Source organism: Dehalogenimonas etheniformans, assembly GCF_014672715.2.
GTDB lineage: Bacteria > Chloroflexota > Dehalococcoidia > Dehalococcoidales > Dehalococcoidaceae > Dehalogenimonas > Dehalogenimonas etheniformans.
In genome coordinates this window covers 556,701-574,102 of record NZ_CP058566.2, presented here as the reverse complement: position 1 = coordinate 574,102, position 17,402 = coordinate 556,701, and the positions used below count along the sequence as shown (strand labels likewise).

At 53.9% G+C, this 17,402-nt stretch carries 13 protein-coding genes; 9 read left to right on the top strand and 4 right to left on the bottom strand.

The features are described from left to right. Nucleotides 1-160 precede the first annotated feature (160 nt). From HX448_RS02940 to HX448_RS02930, 3 genes are read right to left on the bottom strand one after another with little or no spacing between them, the layout of a single operon-like run. Nucleotides 161-1,432, bottom strand: a complete 1,272-nt coding sequence (locus HX448_RS02940) for a Ni/Fe hydrogenase subunit alpha (protein WP_102330679.1) — start codon at nucleotides 1,430-1,432, stop codon at nucleotides 161-163. Next, nucleotides 1,420-2,169, bottom strand: a complete 750-nt coding sequence (locus HX448_RS02935; protein WP_102330678.1) for an NADH-quinone oxidoreductase subunit B family protein — start codon at nucleotides 2,167-2,169, stop codon at nucleotides 1,420-1,422. The genes HX448_RS02940 and HX448_RS02935 overlap by 13 nt, the downstream gene beginning before the upstream one ends. Then, nucleotides 2,169-4,487, bottom strand: a complete 2,319-nt coding sequence (locus tag HX448_RS02930) for a 4Fe-4S dicluster domain-containing protein (RefSeq protein ID WP_102330677.1) — start codon at nucleotides 4,485-4,487, stop codon at nucleotides 2,169-2,171. The genes HX448_RS02935 and HX448_RS02930 overlap by 1 nt, the downstream gene beginning before the upstream one ends. 244 nt (nucleotides 4,488-4,731) lie before the next feature. Here HX448_RS02930 and argJ point away from each other — a divergent pair, with 244 nt between their 5' ends. From argJ to argH, 6 genes are all read left to right on the top strand, one after another. Beyond that, nucleotides 4,732-5,940 (top strand): bifunctional glutamate N-acetyltransferase/amino-acid acetyltransferase ArgJ, encoded by a 1,209-nt coding sequence (gene argJ / locus HX448_RS02925; protein WP_102330676.1) that lies wholly within the window; start codon nucleotides 4,732-4,734, stop codon nucleotides 5,938-5,940. A gap of 9 nt (nucleotides 5,941-5,949) precedes the next feature. After that, a complete protein-coding gene (gene argB / locus HX448_RS02920) occupies nucleotides 5,950-6,723 on the top strand; it encodes an acetylglutamate kinase (protein ID WP_102330675.1) in 774 nt (257 codons plus the stop codon). A gap of 13 nt (nucleotides 6,724-6,736) precedes the next feature. Further along, nucleotides 6,737-7,933: an aspartate aminotransferase family protein gene (locus HX448_RS02915; protein WP_102330674.1), complete on the top strand. Its 1,197-nt coding sequence runs from the start codon at nucleotides 6,737-6,739 to the stop codon at nucleotides 7,931-7,933. Nucleotides 7,934-7,945: 12 nt separating this feature from the next. Then, nucleotides 7,946-8,824 carry a hypothetical protein gene (locus HX448_RS02910; RefSeq protein ID WP_102330673.1) on the top strand — a complete coding sequence of 293 codons (879 nt, stop codon included), beginning with the start codon at nucleotides 7,946-7,948 and terminating at the stop codon, nucleotides 8,822-8,824. 350 nt (nucleotides 8,825-9,174) lie between these two features. Further along, nucleotides 9,175-10,371, top strand: a complete 1,197-nt coding sequence (locus tag HX448_RS02905; RefSeq protein WP_102330672.1) for an argininosuccinate synthase — start codon at nucleotides 9,175-9,177, stop codon at nucleotides 10,369-10,371. 74 nt (nucleotides 10,372-10,445) lie between these two features. Further along, nucleotides 10,446-11,819, top strand: a complete 1,374-nt coding sequence (argH, locus tag HX448_RS02900; protein ID WP_102330671.1) for an argininosuccinate lyase — start codon at nucleotides 10,446-10,448, stop codon at nucleotides 11,817-11,819. A 108-nt stretch (nucleotides 11,820-11,927) separates the two neighbouring features. Here the strand turns inward: argH and rpmB are convergent, their stop codons facing one another. Further along, nucleotides 11,928-12,113, bottom strand: a complete 186-nt coding sequence (gene rpmB, locus HX448_RS02895; RefSeq protein ID WP_076003692.1) for a 50S ribosomal protein L28 — start codon at nucleotides 12,111-12,113, stop codon at nucleotides 11,928-11,930. A 139-nt stretch (nucleotides 12,114-12,252) separates the two neighbouring features. On the opposite strand from rpmB, the gene HX448_RS02890 reads away from it, so the two are divergent. The 3 genes from HX448_RS02890 to recG all read left to right on the top strand — a co-directional run bounded on the left by HX448_RS02890 (nucleotide 12,253) and on the right by recG (nucleotide 17,346). Then, the gene (locus HX448_RS02890; RefSeq protein ID WP_102330670.1) at nucleotides 12,253-13,887 is read left to right on the top strand and encodes a DAK2 domain-containing protein; all 1,635 of its coding nucleotides are present in this window, start codon (nucleotides 12,253-12,255) and stop codon (nucleotides 13,885-13,887) included. Nucleotides 13,888-13,912: 25 nt separating this feature from the next. Then, on the top strand, nucleotides 13,913-14,752 hold the full coding sequence (locus HX448_RS02885; protein WP_102330669.1) for a DegV family protein: 840 nt from the start codon (nucleotides 13,913-13,915) through the stop codon (nucleotides 14,750-14,752). A gap of 101 nt (nucleotides 14,753-14,853) precedes the next feature. Next, nucleotides 14,854-17,346: an ATP-dependent DNA helicase RecG gene (gene recG, locus HX448_RS02880; RefSeq protein WP_102330668.1), complete on the top strand. Its 2,493-nt coding sequence runs from the start codon at nucleotides 14,854-14,856 to the stop codon at nucleotides 17,344-17,346. Nucleotides 17,347-17,402: the final 56 nt, after the last annotated feature.

Below are 17,402 nucleotides of genomic sequence, written 5' to 3'. Positions count from 1 at the left end.
AACCCAGCTGGATTAAACCCATTTACCGAGTTGTTTTTATAACAGTTTTTCACCGGCTGATCACAACACTGTAACCGGTTTAGGAAGCTTTGAGTAATTTGGGGAACGAAAAGAGGCGTCCCGGTGACCGGGACGCCTCTTTTGTGATCGTCGATTGAGTCTAGTGCACCGAACAGGAAATGCATGGGTCGTAGGCGCGGACCAGCATCTCCAGGGTGTGGCGGATCTCGTCGATAGGCTTGTCCAGGATGGTCGGCGCCAGGGCGTCGAAGTCCTTTTGGATAGATAAATGGTTCTGGCCGGTGGGGATGATGCAGTTGGCGGAAACGATCTCACCGGCATCGTTATACGTGTAATCGTGGATGAGCATGCCTCGCGGCGCTTCTACGATGCCCACCCCCCGACCTGCCCTGGGTTTGACTTTGACTTCCTCAGGATGTAGACCTCTGGCGAGAAGCTTATCGATGATGTTGATAGCGTCCTCGATGCAGTTGACCGTCTCAATAGTCTGGGCGACAGAGATGAAGAACGGATTGTTGATCGGCGCCTTCATACCCAGCGAGGCGGCGGCTTTTTTAGCTCGGGGTAGTAATTGTTCCGAATTTGAGTTGAAGCGGGATAGCGCGCCGACCATATATGAATCTCGCGCGTGCTTGGTGTACTTAGCGGAGGACTGAGGAACACAAAACTCGTTGGTGATCTTGGTATAGTCTTCCAACGGGTAGGTTCCGCCATCCGACGAGGCGATCTTGCCGGTGATGAAGGCGTATTCCTTGGAGTCCTTGAGGGCGATATACTCGGTGGGACGGTTGAAATTGGGGATCATCGGCGCCAGTGATTTGACCACCGCCACCATGGTCTCGGCGTCATCGAGAGCAGAAACCAGCCGCTCGCGGACAGCCTTCAGGGCGTCTACATCCGGCAGCTTGCTCCAGCCGCCGACGATGGGAGTAATGGGATGAGTTTTGCGGCCGGCAAGGACCTCGGCCAGGTTGTATGCCAGCTTCTTCATCCGGACTGCCATGACGATGACATCGCCATGAGTGGCTACCAATGGGATGACCGAATCCGCTCCCAGGAAATCCGGGGCGATAAGGAAAAGAACATGAAGCACATGACTTTCGAGTAATTCGGCGTCGAACAGCAATTTCCGGAGCAGCCATGCTTGCTCAGTCAGCTTGATGCCGAAGGCGGCCTCGGTCGCCTGCAACGAGGCAGTGGTATGGGCAATCGAGCAGATGCCGCAGATGCGGGAGGAAATGGTGGACACGTCGTCAAAGTTGCGGCCTTTAAGCATCCACTCGAAGAAGCGCGGGCTCTCGGTGACTTCCCAAAGGACCCTATCGAGTTTGCCGTCGGTGGCTTCCAGGTGGATATTGCCGTGACCCTCGACGCGGGTTAACTGGTTGACCTTGATCTTTACTTCTGGCACTGCGATACCTCCGAATAGGAGTTGTAAATCTTGAACCGTTCTAGTATTTGATCGATCGTCAAGCCGTAGCGGGCCAGAACATCCTTAGCCGAGTCGGTATTGGGGTTCTCCACCAGACCCCGGCAGCCCCAGCAAAAGCGTCCGGCGCCGACGCACATGGCGTCGCAACCACCGCGGGTCACCGGACCGATGCAAGTGCCGCCTCGCTGAAAGACGCAGATGTTGCCGGCAACACGGCATTCGGTACAGACGGGATAGTTCGGCAGGTCCGGCCGCTTGCCCAGGAGCAAAGCCTTAACCACCTTGACGAACTCGGCGGTAGTAGGCGGACAACCGCGGATGTAGTAGTCCACCGGCACAACGGCATTGACCGGCCGCGCCGGGATGGTGTTATAAAAAGAGGCGCATTCGCCATAAACGCCCTTCAAGAGTTCTTCTGACGAGTATGCGTTCTTTAGGCAGTTGACGCCGCCGGTGCAAGCGCACGCCCCCAGGGCGACGAGGACCTTGGCCTGGTTGCGGATGGCCTGCAGCCGTGGGATCTCGGATTCTTTGGTGATTGATCCCTCGATAAAAGCGATGTCATAGTCGTCGGAGCGGTTAGTCTTGACCTCGCGGAAGTTGACGATATCGACCGCTCCCAGCAGCCCTAGGACTTCGCCGACGTCAAGGTTAAGGGCGTCGAGCTGGCACCCCTCGCACGAGGTGAAATCGAAAAATGCCACTTTTGGTTTCATTAAATGGCCTCCCTTAGTGTGCGTAACCGGGTCAGGCTGAATACCGGGCCTTCCTGGCAGACATAGACTCCGTTGATCTGGCAGTTGCCGCACTTGCCTACGCCGCATTTCATCTTGCGCTCAAGCGACAGGATGATGTTGTCATCGCCCAGGTCGCGCTTTTTAAGCTCGTTTGTGACAAAGCGGTACATGATCGGCGGACCCACGACCACCGCCACCGTCTTCTTGGGATCGAACTGGACTTTCGGTATTAGGGTAGTGATCACTCCAACATTGCCTGTCCACGTTTCGTCGCCCTTGTCGACCGTCTCCATGAAGGTGACGTCGGGGGCTTTTGCCCATTGAGCCATCTCCTCAGAGAAAACCCGTTCCGATGGCGACCGGGAACCGAACAACAGGTTGATATGGCCGTACGACTCGCGCCGGTCAAGAACATATTCGATGAGCGATCTTAGCGGGAAGACGCCGATGCCGCCGGCAATAAGGAGCAGGTCCTTGCCCTCCATTTGCTCCAGCGGGAAGCCGTTGCCGAATGGTCCGCGGATGCCCACAGGAGACCCCACTTCAAGGTTATGAAGGGCGCCCGTGACGTTGCCGACGTTTCTGACGGCGACCTCGAAGGTATGATCCCGGGTCGGCGACGAGGTGAGGGAGATCGGCGATTCGCCGATGCCAAAAACATAGACTTCGACGAATTGGCCTGGCCGATGGCCGAGCTTGTGTCCGTCTTTGAGTTTGAACTCGAATAGCTTCTCGCGGGCGCCGAGCTGGGTGATCTTAGTGATGTTGGCCATATGCGGCAGGTAAAGCTCAGGCTGCGGCCGGGTATTGGTGATGGTGCGACGAGCTTTTTCCTTAGCCTTCTCCGAGGCTGCTATCGCGTTGTAAGCCTCGAGCGGCGAGGCGATCTCGGCCAGGCAGGTGACGGAGCAGCGGCCGCAGCCGACACAACCGAACTTACCGTAGCGATCGAGCATGTACTTGCCCTTGTGGTACATCCGGTGGCGGAACCGCGAGAGCTTATCGCCGCGGAAGTTGGCGCCGGCGGCCACCTTGCTGAAGTCGACAAGCATGCAACCGTCAGGCTTTCTAATCCGCTCGCCGTCGACCATATTCAGGTTGACGTCGTCCTGGACGTCAAAGCAGAAGCAGGTGGGGCAGACCATGATGCAGGAACCGCAGTTGAGGCAGGCTTCGCTCCGAGACTTCCAGTAAGGATTATCGTAATTCGTGTCGAGCAGATGCGGGATCTTGTCCCGCGGCATGTCGAGGAACAGGCGGTACTTGGACAACGCTTCTTCGCGGACTTGCTTTTGGCGGGCGGTTTCGGCTACCGTCGGCTCACGAACCTGGGCGTACTTGGCCAGGATCTGGTCTCCGGCTTCGGAGCCCACGGTGATCATATACGATGAGTTGCCAATATCGGTCAGCAGAAGGTCGAAACCGGAATCAGCCGTATAGGTACCCATGCTGGGGGCGAAAGAAGTGGTCAACGGAGTTAGCACGTCCACGCCAATGATAAGGGTGTTCTGCCGGCGAGCGGTGTAATTTGGATCTGGGTTATTGGCCATGAAGACTTCATCGAGAAGATTTATGGCGTTGATATCATCAGGGTGAACGCCGATGAGGACCCGGGGTGTGGTGTCGGTAACCGGGGTAATCTCCGGATTGTCGCCCCGTTTGTAGCGGAGGATGGTCTCGCAAGCCGGAATGAAGAACGACGTCGGGGGATTCACCGTGACGTCGTAATCGAGAGCAAGTTCATCGAAATTTTTTATCTTATCGAAGGAGAATTTGCCCTGTTTTGCTTTGACCCCGATCGCCTCGCGTTCTTTAATCAAACTATTGACTAGATTTTTGAGGCTTTCGGTTGAAATGACGAAAGTCGCCTGTGAGGTAATTTTAGCCGGCGTGGTTTTTGCTTTGATCTGAACTGAAACGGTTTTTTGCTTGGAGCCTGATTTAATAGTCTCCTTGACCAGTTTTTCCAGTTCTTCGGGTGAAAACGGCTTTACCAGGTAATCAACAGCGCCTTGTTTCAGAGCCTCGGTTGCTGATTCAACCGATGGATGGTCGGTTGTGACGATGGCCTGCATCCAAGGCCGCTTGACCTTGACCTCTTTCAAAACGCCCAGACCGTGTTTGCCTGGGAGCCGCATGTCCAGGAGCATGACGCTGAAGTCCTGGTTGTCGATGAGATTCAGGGCTTCTTCGCCGGTGGTGGCGGTGGTAACGCGAAAACCGGCGCCCTTAAGCCAGGCCGCTGTGTCGCGGGATTTGGGGTCGCTGTCGACGATCAGTACTGAGTTTTCCGCCATGAACTACCCCCTATTTCAGCTATCCAATTTGAGTTGAACCGAGCGTGGTCACCAGTCAGGAATTAAGCAAACTGGTTGAGTATATCATAAGTATTAGTACTTGGCTAGTACCATCCGGCTTTGTCTCAAGCCGATGGCTAAATAATTTTTATCTGGGAGGGTTGAATCAGAAATTAACTCAAGAGGTTATTTTTGAAATTTTTTGCCCCGTCACAAACGCTATGCTATATTCTATCATCATTTTATGAGTTCAAAACCTGACCTGATCCCCGACGGAAGCATCACCTCGGCCATTGGTTTTTCTGCCGGGACGGTGGCAGCCGGCATCAAGAAGGCCGCCAGTGCGCTTGATCTTGCAGTTATTATGTCTGCCAAGCCATGTTCAGCCGCGGCCGTTTTCACGCAAAACCGTTTCAAAGCCGCACCGGTTTTAGTCTCGTTAAAGCACCTTGGCAATACCCGTAGCGTTCAAGCGATAATCGTGAACGCCGGCTGCGCCAACGCTGGTACAGGCGAGGCAGGTCTTGAAAATGCGCAAGCAATGACCGAGATGGCGGGTGCAAGATTAGGCATCGAATCGTCGAATGTACTTGTCGCTAGCACAGGGGTCATCGGTGTTCAACTTCCGATTGAGAAGGTAACCGCAGGAATAAAGAATATCAAACTGTCGGCCGATTCAGGGCACGATTTTTCCCGCGCTATAATGACTACGGACACAATGCCCAAAGAGTTCGCGGTGAGGTCGCCCGATTATGGTTTCACCATTGGTGGTTGCGCCAAGGGCGCCGGTATGATCCATCCCAACCTGGCGACCCTTCTAGGCTTTATCACTACAGATGTCGATATCGAATCTGATCTCCTCCAACGGCTTCTCAAACGCGCCGTGAATAAGTCTTTCAATGTTATCTCGGTTGATGGAGATACCTCGACCAATGACTCCATTTTTGTACTGGCAAACGGCGCTTCTGGCTGGAAAATCCTTCCGGGCACCGCCGCCTTCCGGGCTTTTTCCGAAGCCCTTGAGTGCGTTTGCGTTCACCTCGCTAAATCTGTGGCCCGTGACGGGGAAGGCGCCACCAAGCTGATAGAACTGAAGGTTACGGGTGCGGCGACTTCATCGGATGCCCGAAAAGTCGCCAGGACGGTTCTTTCCTCGCCACTTGTAAAAACCGCCGTCCATGGCGCGGACCCCAATTGGGGCCGTATAGTAGCAGCAGCTGGGCGGAGCGGAGCTAGATTTGACCTTGACAAAGTGGATCTCTGGATTGGAAATGTTGAGGTTTTAAAACGGGGCATGCCTCTGGAAGTTGACAGGAAACTCGCCTCTGCCCAATTCGAAGGTAAAGAGGTGTTCATCCATCTCGATCTAGGGCTGGGGAAACCTTCGGTTACCGGTTGGGGCTGCGACATGAGCGCCGAGTACATACACATCAACGCCGACTACACCACTTAGCGAATAATTATGAACAAGATCATCGTCATCAAACTTGGCGGATCCGTTCTAGGCAGTCGAGATACATCCCTTGAGGATGTTGCCCGGCTTAAAAAAGAGGGCTACTTCCCGGTCGTCGTTCATGGCGGAGCCGCCACGGTCAATACCTGGCTGAAGCGGCTGAATATCACTCCGAGTATCGTTCAAGGTGAGCGCGTCACCGATAAGGAGACTCTCGAGGTAGTCGCCGCTGTCCTTGCCGGCCTTGTCAATAAAGAAACTACGGCAATGCTTCTGGATTTAGGTGTCAAGGCTGTCGGCTTATCCGGGGTCGACGGGGCACTTATACATGGAACTCCCCGAGGCGCTGACTGGGGCTACATGGGGGACGTCCGAAAGGTCGACCTAGCTCTCTTGAAAACACTTCTGGAGAACGGGTTTGTACCGGTGGTTTCGCCGGTTTCGCTCAACGTCCCTGGAGATCCGGTCCGCCTGCTCAACATCAACGGCGACCCGATAGCCGGAGAACTGGCTGCTTCCCTTAAAGCCGACAGGCTGATCTTCCTCACAGACGTCTCCGGTATCAAGGACGCCGCGGGTATTATCGTTAAATCAGCGAAGGTCAGTGAAGCCGAAGCTCTCGTCACATCGAAAATCGCCACCGGTGGGATGGTGCCCAAGATACGCGCTGCGGTGCGTGCCGCTGCCGGGGGAACGGTCACCAGTATTGTCGACGGAAGGCAACCCAATATCATATATAATGAAGCGATTGTGGGCGGATTAGGCACCTCGATCAGTGCCTGAGTGGAGGAATCGCATGGTTGACTGGATGGAAATCGAGAAAAAACATTTTATGCGGACGGTGGAACGCGCTCCGCTGACGATCGTTAAGGGCCAGGGAAGCCACGTTTGGGACGAGTCCGGTAAAAAATACCTTGACTTCGTGGCGGGTTGGGCGGTGAATTCCCTGGGCCATTGCCATCCGGCGGTGGTCGAAGCGGTGCGTCGCCAGGTCGGCGAACTCATCCAAACCTCCAACCATTATTACACAATTCCGCAGCTTCAACTGGCCCAGCTTCTTGTTGAAAATAGCTCGCTCGATAAGATATTTTTGTGCAACTCCGGGGCGGAGGCTACTGAAGGCGCGGTCAAGCTGGCCCGCCGGTATGGGAAGCTACATTTAGACGGCGCTTACGAGGTGATTACCGGCACCGGTTCCTTCCACGGCCGGACGCTGGCCATGGTTTCCGCCTCAGGTCAACTCAAACACCAGGCGCCCTATACCCCCCTGCCCGCCGGCTTCATTAACGTTGAGTACAACAACATCGAAGCGATCAAGAAAGCCACTTCAAGAACCGTTTGCGCAGTGATGCTTGAACCAGTGCAGGGCGAGGGAGGGGTCAACGTGCCGTCGCCGGATTACCTGAAAGAGGTCCGCCGCTGGTGCGATGAAAAAGGTATCGTCCTGATTCTTGACGAGATCCAGACCGGCATCGGACGGACCGGAACCCTCTTCGCTCACCAGTCCTTCGGTATTGAGCCTGATATCATGTCGTTGGCCAAGGGTTTGGGTGGTGGTCTACCCATCGGTGCCATCATGGCCAAGGATAAATTTTCGGTTTTCACCTTCGGTGAGCACGGGTCGACCTTCGGCGGCAACCCGGTGACCTGCGCCGCCGCCTTCGAGACTTTGAAATTCATCCTCGAGAACGATGTACCTCGAAACGCCTATGACATGGGCCAACGTCTCACCGAACGCCTCAACGGTCTTTCAGCAAAGCATCCCGGTCTTATCACTAATATCCGTGGCAAGGGCTTGTTGATGGCGGTCCAATTTTCGAGTGACATCGCCAAAACACTTGCCCAGAAATGTCTTGAGGCCGGCCTTCTAGTTAACGACGTAAAACCCAACGCCATCCGGTTGATGCCGGCTCTGACCATCACTGCCGGTGAGATAGACGAGGCTGTTGATCTTCTTGATAAAGCAATCACCCGCTTGGGCGTCGGCAATTGAGATAACGGCTGCATGATTATTGCCATCGCGGTCATTATCGCCCTGGGCTTGATCGTTGTTTTTAGCTGGCAAATGCCCGATCCTGGCAAAATGCGCCATGCTTTCACCGCCCTCCCCCTCCCGCCGGTTATTCTATCTCAGGTACCCGGTACAGTCAGGGACGATGCCTTGGAAATGGCGAAATCCCTTCACCCCAGGGATAAGACAAAAAGGATCAAGTTAGCTGCGGACTTGCTGGCAACCTACGAATCCCTCAAAAATACCGACATCTTCGTGTTGTTCAACTCCGGAGGTTACGGTTGGACCGCGTTGGATAAAGCCTCCGGATACGCCACAATCGTTAACGCAATAGAAGATGAGTTCATCACCCGACATTGCCGGGTTCTGGTGCTCAATTACCAGAGGGCTTATCGCAGCTTGCGGGGGTACATCAGCGAAATCCTTAACGCTGGGGCCAAGTCGGTCTCCAAACCAAGAGAGTTGGCATTAAGATTAAAATTCTTGTGGCATCATTTGCCCAATCTCAAAGTGTTGATGTGCGCCGAGAGCAATGGAACGGTGATGTCCAACCAAGTGATAAAAATGTTGCCTGAAGAAGAAAGGCTTTTTTCAATCGAATTTGGTCCGCCGTTCTGGTACGACAACTACGTCAGCGACCGAGTGCTAAATATGCGCTCTAATGGAGTCGTCCCGGACGCTTTCAGTTATGGTCATTGGAGTCGGGCCTTTAAAGCCAACTGGGATGCCCTTCGCGGAAAAAGCCCGGCCTCGCCGGGCAACGTACTATTGTATATTGGGGCGCCCGGTCATGATTATAACTGGCAGGATTATCCGCTAATTCGGGAAAACGTGCTGCGGTTCCTCAACAAGCACTTCAACAGCTGCAAGTAATCACGCGGGTTTGATTAACGTCCGCTCTCCAATCTCGCAGCCCCCACCAGCGACACCCCGAAAATCATTGCCACCAAGACTAATAGTGCAGCTATCGTATCGGCTTCTTTCAGATTCTCAAATTCTTTCACGCGCCGTGTTGTGTGTAAATAGTGCTTTCGTACCCATTTGAATGATAAGCCTCAAATGTGGAATTACTTTTTTTGGGTGAGCGTGAGATTTTATGGGATTTCCGCGATTTCATTTCATAGAAATGGAACCAGGTCACTCGGCGGTAACGGCAGTTATTAGCATCAATGCTTCTTTTGTAGCATAATAAGCGTTACTCTCGATTGTTAGAAAGGTCTTTTATGGCTGAAAAAGTGGTTTTGGCATATTCCGGCGGTCTCGACACTTCTGCCGCAATCCCATGGCTCAAAGAACATTACGGCATGGACGTCATCACCCTGACTATCGACGTGGGAAACGAACGCGATTTCACCTTGATACGTGAAAAGGCGCTCAAGGTCGGAGCCATAAAAGCCCTTATCGTTGACGCCCGGAAAGAGTTCATTGAGGATTACATCTGGAAAACCCTAGCTGCCGGGGCCATCTATGAAAATGAGTACCCATTGGCCACTGCTATCGGCCGGCCGCTTATAGCCAAACTTCTCGTCGACGTCGCCCTGGCTGAAGGCGCCACCGCCATAGCCCATGGTTGCACCGGCAAAGGCAACGACCAGGTGAGATTCGACGTAGCCACCGCCGCCCTCGCACCCCAATTGAAAGTCATTGCCCCCGCCCGCGAGTGGGGTATGACCCGCCTGCAGACCATCGAATACGCCAAGAAATTCAAAATCCCGCTGCCTGTTAGCGCCAAGAATCCCTACTCCGTCGATGAAAACCTTTGGGGTAGATCGTGCGAATGCGGCATTCTTGAAGATCCTTGGGTGGAACCCCCGATTGATGCCTTCGCCTGGACGCGTGAAGTAAAGGACACCCCTGAGAAGCCCGCTTACGTTACCATCGGTTTCAAACAGGGATCGCCCGTTACCCTAAACAACCGGCGGATGGACGGTGTAACATTGGTCTCGACATTGAACGAGATCGCCGGGGCTCATGGCATCGGGCGAATTGACCATATTGAGAATCGGCTGGTGGGTATCAAATCCCGTGAAACTTACGAAGCCCCCGCGGCGGTCGTGTTACTTGCAGCCCACGCCGCCCTCGAGACGCTGACCCTGGCTAAAGATCAGGCTCGTTTTAAGGCTAAAGTCGCCCAGGAATATGCCGACCTGGTTTACAACGGTTTGTGGTTCTCCGCACATAAGGCGGACCTGGATGCCTATGTCAAAAATACCCAGAAATACGTAACTGGTTCTGTCCGGTTGAAACTAGAGCGTGGTGGCTTCCGCGTCGTAGGGCGCAAATCTCCCTATTCACTCTACAGCCACGGCTTAGCGACCTATGAAACCGGTGACACATTCGATGCATCCGCGGCCGTCGGCTTTATCAAGCTCTGGGGTCTGCCGGTTCGTACCCAAGCCAGGGCGCAGACGCTCAAGTAGCAATAATAAGTCGGTGACGGTCTGACTTTGGAACTTGTTCCGTATTGTTTGGTCACTGGCATTGGGGGGAAACGATGAGTCACGTTCGTAGTCGCTTCGATAAGCCTGCAGACGAAATGGTGGTCAAGTACACGACATCACTACCATTCGACAAGCGCCTATATCATGAGGACGTTCGAGGATCTATTGCCCATGCCAGGATGCTTGCCAAGCAGGGAATAATTCCGCCGTTCGATGCCCTTGAGATTATAAGAGGGCTCCTGGAAGTTGAAATTGAGATCAACGATGGCAAATTTGAGTTCAAACCTGAGATGGAAGACATCCACATGGCCATCGAGGCGAGACTCAAAGAAAAGATCGGGGAGGCAGCAGGACGACTTCACACCGCCCGGAGCCGAAACGATCAGGTTGCCACCGACCTGCGTTTGTACATGAAGGACGTCATCATTTGGACACTTGAATCGATCAAATCTTTGCAGTCGGCATGCGTAGGATTGGCTGAGAACAATCCCGATGTTATCGTACCCGGATATACTCATCTTCAACCCGCCCAACCGGTCCTCCTGGCGCATCACTTTCTAGCTTATTTCGAGATGCTGCAGCGCGATAAAGAGCGTTTCACCGATTGCTTGAAGCGCACCGATGTTTTGCCTTTGGGCAGCGGAGCTTTGACGGGCGTCGCCTATAATATCGACCGCGCCTTCGTAGCTAAAGAGCTTGGCTTCTCGTCGATCAGCCGGAACAGCCTTGATGCGGTGTCTGATAGGGACTTTGTGGTCGAATACCTGGCCGCCGCCTCCCTGACCATGATGCACCTGTCGCGGCTCTCTGAGGAAATGGTCATCTGGAGCGGGGCTGAATTTGGGTTCATAGAGATGGACGATGCTTACGCCACAGGCTCATCTATTATGCCGCAGAAGAAAAACCCAGATGTCGCCGAACTTTGCCGCGGTAAGACAGGCCGCGTTTATGGTCACCTCTTGGGGCTCCTGACTACCTTAAAAGGATTGCCCCTGGCTTACAACCGGGATCTTCAGGAAGATAAAGAAGCTATCTTTGACGCCACGGATACCTTATTGATGTCTCTTAAAGTGGTTAGCGGCATGGTTGAGACTATCAAAATCAGACCGGAGAAGATGCTGAAATCTGTTGACCGCAGCTACCTGCTTGCCACGGACCTCGCCGACTACCTTGTTAAAAAAGGGGAAACCTTCAGGAATGCCCACGGCATCGTCGGGCGGCTGGTCAGCCATTGCATCAAGGAAGGCAAGACCTTCTCTGAGTTACCGCTTGACGAATACCGAAGATTCTCCCCCATGTTCGATCAGGATGTTTTCGGAATCACCGTTGTAACGTCGGTCGATTCAAAGAACAATCCTGGGGGAACGGCGCGAGATCGAGTCGAACAGGCGCTCGCTGAGGCCAAGGCATTACTTTCTGGATCATAAGTCCGAACCGACAAAGTCGATGAATCCAAAAAAGAGCCACCGCCTGCATGCAGGCGGTGGCTCTTCATAATTTTTTTCGGTTTTTTTAGAATCGGTCTTTTTTGAGGGTTAGGCTGCAGCCATTTTAGACAGAGTTCGGAGGCAGCGGGTGCAGAGCGATAACCGGGTGGACTTGCCGTTCAAAAGGACGCGGGCGGGATGACAGTTGGGTTCGGAACGGCGGTTGGTGCGTCGTTTGGAATGAGAAACGTTATGACCAAACATCGGTGTTTTGCCGCAATAATCGCATTTCATGGCCGGGGTTATGGACTCCTTTGACTATTCATTTGGTGATAATATACAATGCCGTCCGATAAATATAGCATACCCGCAATGCGGGTGACAACTTGGCAAACGTTTGGCGCCATAACCGGCGCCACTAGAGGTGTAAGGTATGTCAGCCCAAGCGATCATGACCGGACAGGAAATGCGCGACATGCTGGCTGCTGCTGCCGCCTGGCTTGAAAAAAGCGCATCCGATATCGACGCTTTAAATGTTTTCCCTGTGCCCGATGGCGATTGTGGCACCAACATGCTCCTCACCCTCCGCTCTGCAGTGGACGAGACGTCCAGGGTCACTGCGGATAACGTCGGAGAAATCTCGGCGGCCGTAGCCAAGGGCGCTCTCATGGGTGCCAGGGGCAACTCCGGGGTTATTTCCTCCCAGATATGGCGCGGTGTAGCCACGGTTTTCGAAGGTAAGGAAACAGTCACCGCAGGGGACTGGGCGGAAGCCCTGACCAAGGCGGTCGAGACCGCTTACAAAGGCTTGTCCAATCCGGTCGAGGGCACTATCCTGACCGTTCTGACCGATGTGGCCGGCGCAGCAAGGACCTCGGCTGAGAAAGACAACTCCATCGTTAAACTTATTGAGTCGGCGATGAACGCTGCATCTGAATCCGTCGCGCGGACCCCTAAATTGTTGCCCGCCCTGCGTGACGCCGGGGTTGTTGATGCCGGCGGTCAGGGCTTGTTTACCGAACTCGAGGGGATGCTCCATTACCTTCGCGGCGAAACCGAACAGATGCAATTCAAAAAGTCTCGAGTCATCGCCAGTTCGATTCCATTGGCGGCCAAACCGGCGTCCCGTCTTTCGCCAAACGACGAAGAGCCGTTCGGATACTGCACCGAGTTCCTCCTGAAGGGTAATAATCTCGACCTGAACAAGATCCGCGCCCGCCTGAAGCGCAAGGGCGTGTCTCTTATCGTCGTCGGTGATTCCTCCACTATTCGCGTCCACATCCACGCTCTGGCCCCCGGCAGGGTGATTAACTACGTCACCAAGCTAGGTACGGTTCACAAAGTCAGCATTCGCAACATGGACGAGCAGCATGAAGACTTCCTGGCCTTGCAGAAGGACCGGCAGCCGACCGTAGAGATCGCTATCGTAGCGATCGTCGCCGGCGATGGGTTCGCAGATGTGTTTGCATCACTAGGTGCTTCCGGTATAGTGGCCGGCGGACAGACGATGAACCCATCAACCAAGGACATCCTCCAGGCGATTGAAGCCGCAGGTTCCGAAAAGGTGATTATCCTGCCCAACAACAAGAACATCGTTCCCGCTGCGGAGCAGGTGAAACAGCTGACCCACAAAACTATAGCCGTTATCCCCACGGAGACTCTGCCGCAGGGTGTAGCGTCTCTTCTGGCCTTCGATTATGAAGCGGATTTTGATTCCAATGTCCAGCGAATGAATGAAGCCAGGACCAGCGTCCGCACCGTGGAGATTACTCACGCCGTACGCGATACCAAGTTTAACGGTTTGGTTATCAAGAAAGGCCAGGCAATCGGCCTTTTGGATGGTCACTTGGCAGCCGTAGACGAGGCATCTGATAAGGTTCTGGCGGACCTTTTGGCGAAAACCGATCTTTCCAAGATCGAAGTCATGACCCTCTATTTCGGAGGCGGCACGGCGGAGCCGACTGCCCGGGCCATGGCTGAAAGCCTTATGGCAAAATATCCAGGCAAGCAGGTGGAAGTGGTCTGTGGTGGACAACCTCATTATGACTATGTTGTGTCACTAGAATAAACTTCTCAGTTCGGAGGCTAGCCGTATGACTGTCAAAATCGTGACCGATTCCACATCCGACCTCACGCCTGCGCTGGCCAAGCAATTTGACATCAGTGTCGTCCCTCTTACCGTGTCGTTCGGCCGCGAATCCTTCCTCGATCGCGTTGAAATTTCAACCGACGAGTTTTACAGGCGGTTGACTACTGAAGAAGTCTTCCCCCAGACCACCCAGCCCTCCCCAAACGCCTTTGCCAGCGTCTACAAAAAATTATGCGCCGAGACTCATGAAGTCATGGTTCTCACAATCTCCAAAAAGCTCTCCGGAACTTACGATTCTGCGTTATCAGCGACACAAATGGTAAAAGCGGAATGTAACATTGAAGTCATCGATTCGGAATCCACCGCGGCAGCGCTGGGGATTTTGGCGATATGGGCTTCCAAGCAGGCTTCCTCAGGGATGTCTCTTGCAGACCTCAAAAAAGCCGTGCAAAGCCGCGTCGCTGATATCAAACCTGTCGTGGCGTTCGATACTCTTAAATACCTTGCCCGCGGGGGGCGAATTGGCAAGGCCAAGGGTTTTTTAGGAGTGTTGCTTTCTGTAAAGCCGGTTCTAACCACCAAAGACGGCGAAGTATCTCCTTTGACCCAAGTCCGGACCATGAAAGCCGGGATCGACGTGCTATACAATTTTGCCGCCAGCCACAAGCGAATTGACGAGATGGCCGTAGAATATGCCACTACGCCCGACATGGCGGATGCTTTAATCGAAAGACTCGGAGCCATATATCCTAGGGAAAATATCTATCTGACCACATTCAGCCCGGTCTTGGGCTGCTATATGGGGCCGAATGTGATTTCGGTCTCGGTAATGGGCAAGGCTTAGCCGAATTGAGTTCTAGCCTAAGTATCGGACTCTATCCTCGTATTATTGACAGTTTGGTTTTTAGTGCTTAGCTCCGCTTTTTCCGCTATAATATAGGTCAAATGTCCTTACCAATCGAGCGGCTCCACGCTGTAATTGCTTTAGAAAAGAAAAAAGGGTTCCAGAATACCGCTGTCATCGGCGGATTTGATAAATTCCTGGCAAATTGGGCTGCTGAAGTCGCTACCTCCATCTCTGACAAGACTCGTTTAACCAAATTTAACAGTTACATCGGCGATTTCGACTATGCCTTAAAAGCGATCGCCGACCGTCGGTTAAGTATTGAAAATCTCCTATCCTTTGTAGAAGAATTTCGAACCCCTACTTCGGTTGGAGTAAAATCGGGGCTATCCAAACCGGTCGATATGGAGCCGCCTCAGATTGCCGAACCCTCCGCCATCTACAAGAAAAAAGCCCCGAAGTCGAAGGCGCCGGCCGCTCCCCCATCTTCACTATCATTGCCGGTCACCACGTTGAAAGGCATAAGCGAAGCCACCGCCGCCAAGTACAAAAAGTTGGGCATCACTGGTATCCGTGACCTTCTTTATCATTTCCCCACGCGGCATGTCGATTATTCTCAAACGGCGAAGATTTCCTCTCTCCTCCCCGGACCCGATCAGACCATCGTGGCCAACATCTGGGAGGTGCGGTTGACCACGCCGGGCGGCCGGCGCTCCACAGAAGCCATCCTGGGGGACGAAACGGGTAACATCCGGGCATTGTGGTTCAACAACCCCTACCTTGTGAAGCAACTCCACAACGGCGACAGAGTGGTCATCAGCGGCCGGGTCAGCGATTGGAAGGGTAGGCTGGTCTTCGAGTCGCCTGAATGGGAAAAACTCGAGGAAAAGGAATTGGTTCACACCGGGCGGTTAGTGCCGGTTTACCCCCTGACCGCAGGCTTGTTCCCGCGCGCGGTTCGGAAATTGATGAAAGAGGTGGTGGATGGGTTCTCAGGGTCTCTGTCTGATTATCTGCCTTCCACAATCAGGCAGCGTCGTGGTCTTACAGATCTCCCGTCCGCAATCTCCCACGCACATTTCCCGGAGGACGAGCTCTCAAAAAATGCCGCGCGGGTTCGCCTTGCTTTCGATGAACTCTTCTTTCTGCAATTAGGAGTATTAGCTCGAAAACGTGCCTGGCAACATTCACAACCGGCTTCGGCTATCCCCACCGATAAAACATTATTCGATAGGTTTCTTAAATCGCTGTCCTTTAGCCTCACCGGCGCTCAGCAGAAGTCGCTCAACGAGATCCTGGCAGACCTGAAACGCACCGAGGCTATGAGCCGCCTGTTACAGGGTGAAGTCGGCTCTGGCAAGACGGTAGTGGCTACAGCTGCCATTCTGATGGCGGTTGCCGCCGGATTCCAGGCTGCCTTCATGGCGCCGACGGAAATCCTTGCGGAGCAGCATTTCCGATCTCTGACTAGGATGCTTGAGCTCCTGTCGACTGAAAAACAGATAACCGAAGGAGTCACCAGCTATATCGGAATCTTACCCGACCGCCCCCTGTCCGTGGCTCTCCTCATCGGTGATGCCAAGGAATCGGGAAAAACCGCGATTCGCGGCAGAATCAAGAATGGTGACATCGATCTGGTAATAGGCACCCACGCTCTCATCCAGAAGGATGTTAAATTCAAGATATTGGGGCTTGCGGTGATCGACGAACAGCACCGGTTTGGGGTTGAGCAAAGACTCAGTCTGCGCCAGAAAGGTACCAATCCCCATATCCTTGTCATGACCGCAACTCCGATTCCTCGCACCCTCGCCCTGACCCTTTACGGGGATCTCGACCTTTCGGTCATCAACGAACTGCCGCCCGGCCGCCAGACTATCAAAACCCGGTGGCTGAAACCTGAACAGCGCGCCAGCGCCTATGCCTTCATCAGGAAACAGGTAGACCTGAAACAGCAGGCTTTCATCATCTGCCCGTTGGTCGAAGAATCAGAGGCAGTGCAGGCCAGGGCGGCAACCGCCGAGTATGAAAACCTGAAACAGGACGTCTTCCCGGACTTCAAGCTTGGACTGCTCCACGGCAGGATGCCGGCGGTTGAAAAGGATTCGGTCATGGGAGCCTTCAGCGCAGGGAAACTGGACATCCTGGTTTCAACGCCGGTCATCGAGGTCGGCATCGATGTTCCGAATGCCACCGTGATGCTGATCGAGTCCGCCGACCGTTTTGGTCTTTCACAGCTTCACCAATTCCGCGGCCGCGTCGGCCGGGGCACGGAACAAAGCTACTGCATGCTTTTGGCCGAAAATCCGTCCGAGGTTGCCAACGCCCGCCTTTCAGTGATCGAGAAAACCCAGGATGGCTTCATTCTCGCTGAAGAAGATCTAAAGCTTCGAGGCCCTGGAGAATTCTTCGGCACCCGCCAATCTGGTTTGCCCGACTTGAAAATGGCCAAGCTTTCCGATGTCCCGATCCTGGAAATGGCGCGTGAAGAAGCCACCCGGCTCTTCCAGGAAGATCCGGGACTGAAAAAACCTGAACATCGCGCCCTATACGACGAACTAATCCGCATCTGGCCGCAGACAGGGGAGTGGAGTTAGACCCCCACAGCCTGTCTTTCTGAGCGCAGCGAAGAATCCCAATCACCCGACACCAA

Coding starts and splice junctions, on each gene's coding strand:
- HX448_RS02910 (WP_102330673.1), top strand. CDS start 7,946: ATGATTATTGCCATCGCGGTCATTATCGCCCTGGGCTTGATCGTTGTT.
- argB (WP_102330675.1), top strand. CDS start 5,950: ATGAACAAGATCATCGTCATCAAACTTGGCGGATCCGTTCTAGGCAGT.
- HX448_RS02915 (WP_102330674.1), top strand. CDS start 6,737: ATGGTTGACTGGATGGAAATCGAGAAAAAACATTTTATGCGGACGGTG.
- HX448_RS02935 (WP_102330678.1), bottom strand. CDS start 2,169: ATGAAACCAAAAGTGGCATTTTTCGATTTCACCTCGTGCGAGGGGTGC.
- HX448_RS02890 (WP_102330670.1), top strand. CDS start 12,253: ATGTCAGCCCAAGCGATCATGACCGGACAGGAAATGCGCGACATGCTG.
- argH (WP_102330671.1), top strand. CDS start 10,446: ATGAGTCACGTTCGTAGTCGCTTCGATAAGCCTGCAGACGAAATGGTG.
- HX448_RS02930 (WP_102330677.1), bottom strand. CDS start 4,487: ATGGCGGAAAACTCAGTACTGATCGTCGACAGCGACCCCAAATCCCGC.
- rpmB (WP_076003692.1), bottom strand. CDS start 12,113: ATGAAATGCGATTATTGCGGCAAAACACCGATGTTTGGTCATAACGTT.
- HX448_RS02885 (WP_102330669.1), top strand. CDS start 13,913: ATGACTGTCAAAATCGTGACCGATTCCACATCCGACCTCACGCCTGCG.
- argJ (WP_102330676.1), top strand. CDS start 4,732: ATGAGTTCAAAACCTGACCTGATCCCCGACGGAAGCATCACCTCGGCC.
- HX448_RS02905 (WP_102330672.1), top strand. CDS start 9,175: ATGGCTGAAAAAGTGGTTTTGGCATATTCCGGCGGTCTCGACACTTCT.
- recG (WP_102330668.1), top strand. CDS start 14,854: ATGTCCTTACCAATCGAGCGGCTCCACGCTGTAATTGCTTTAGAAAAG.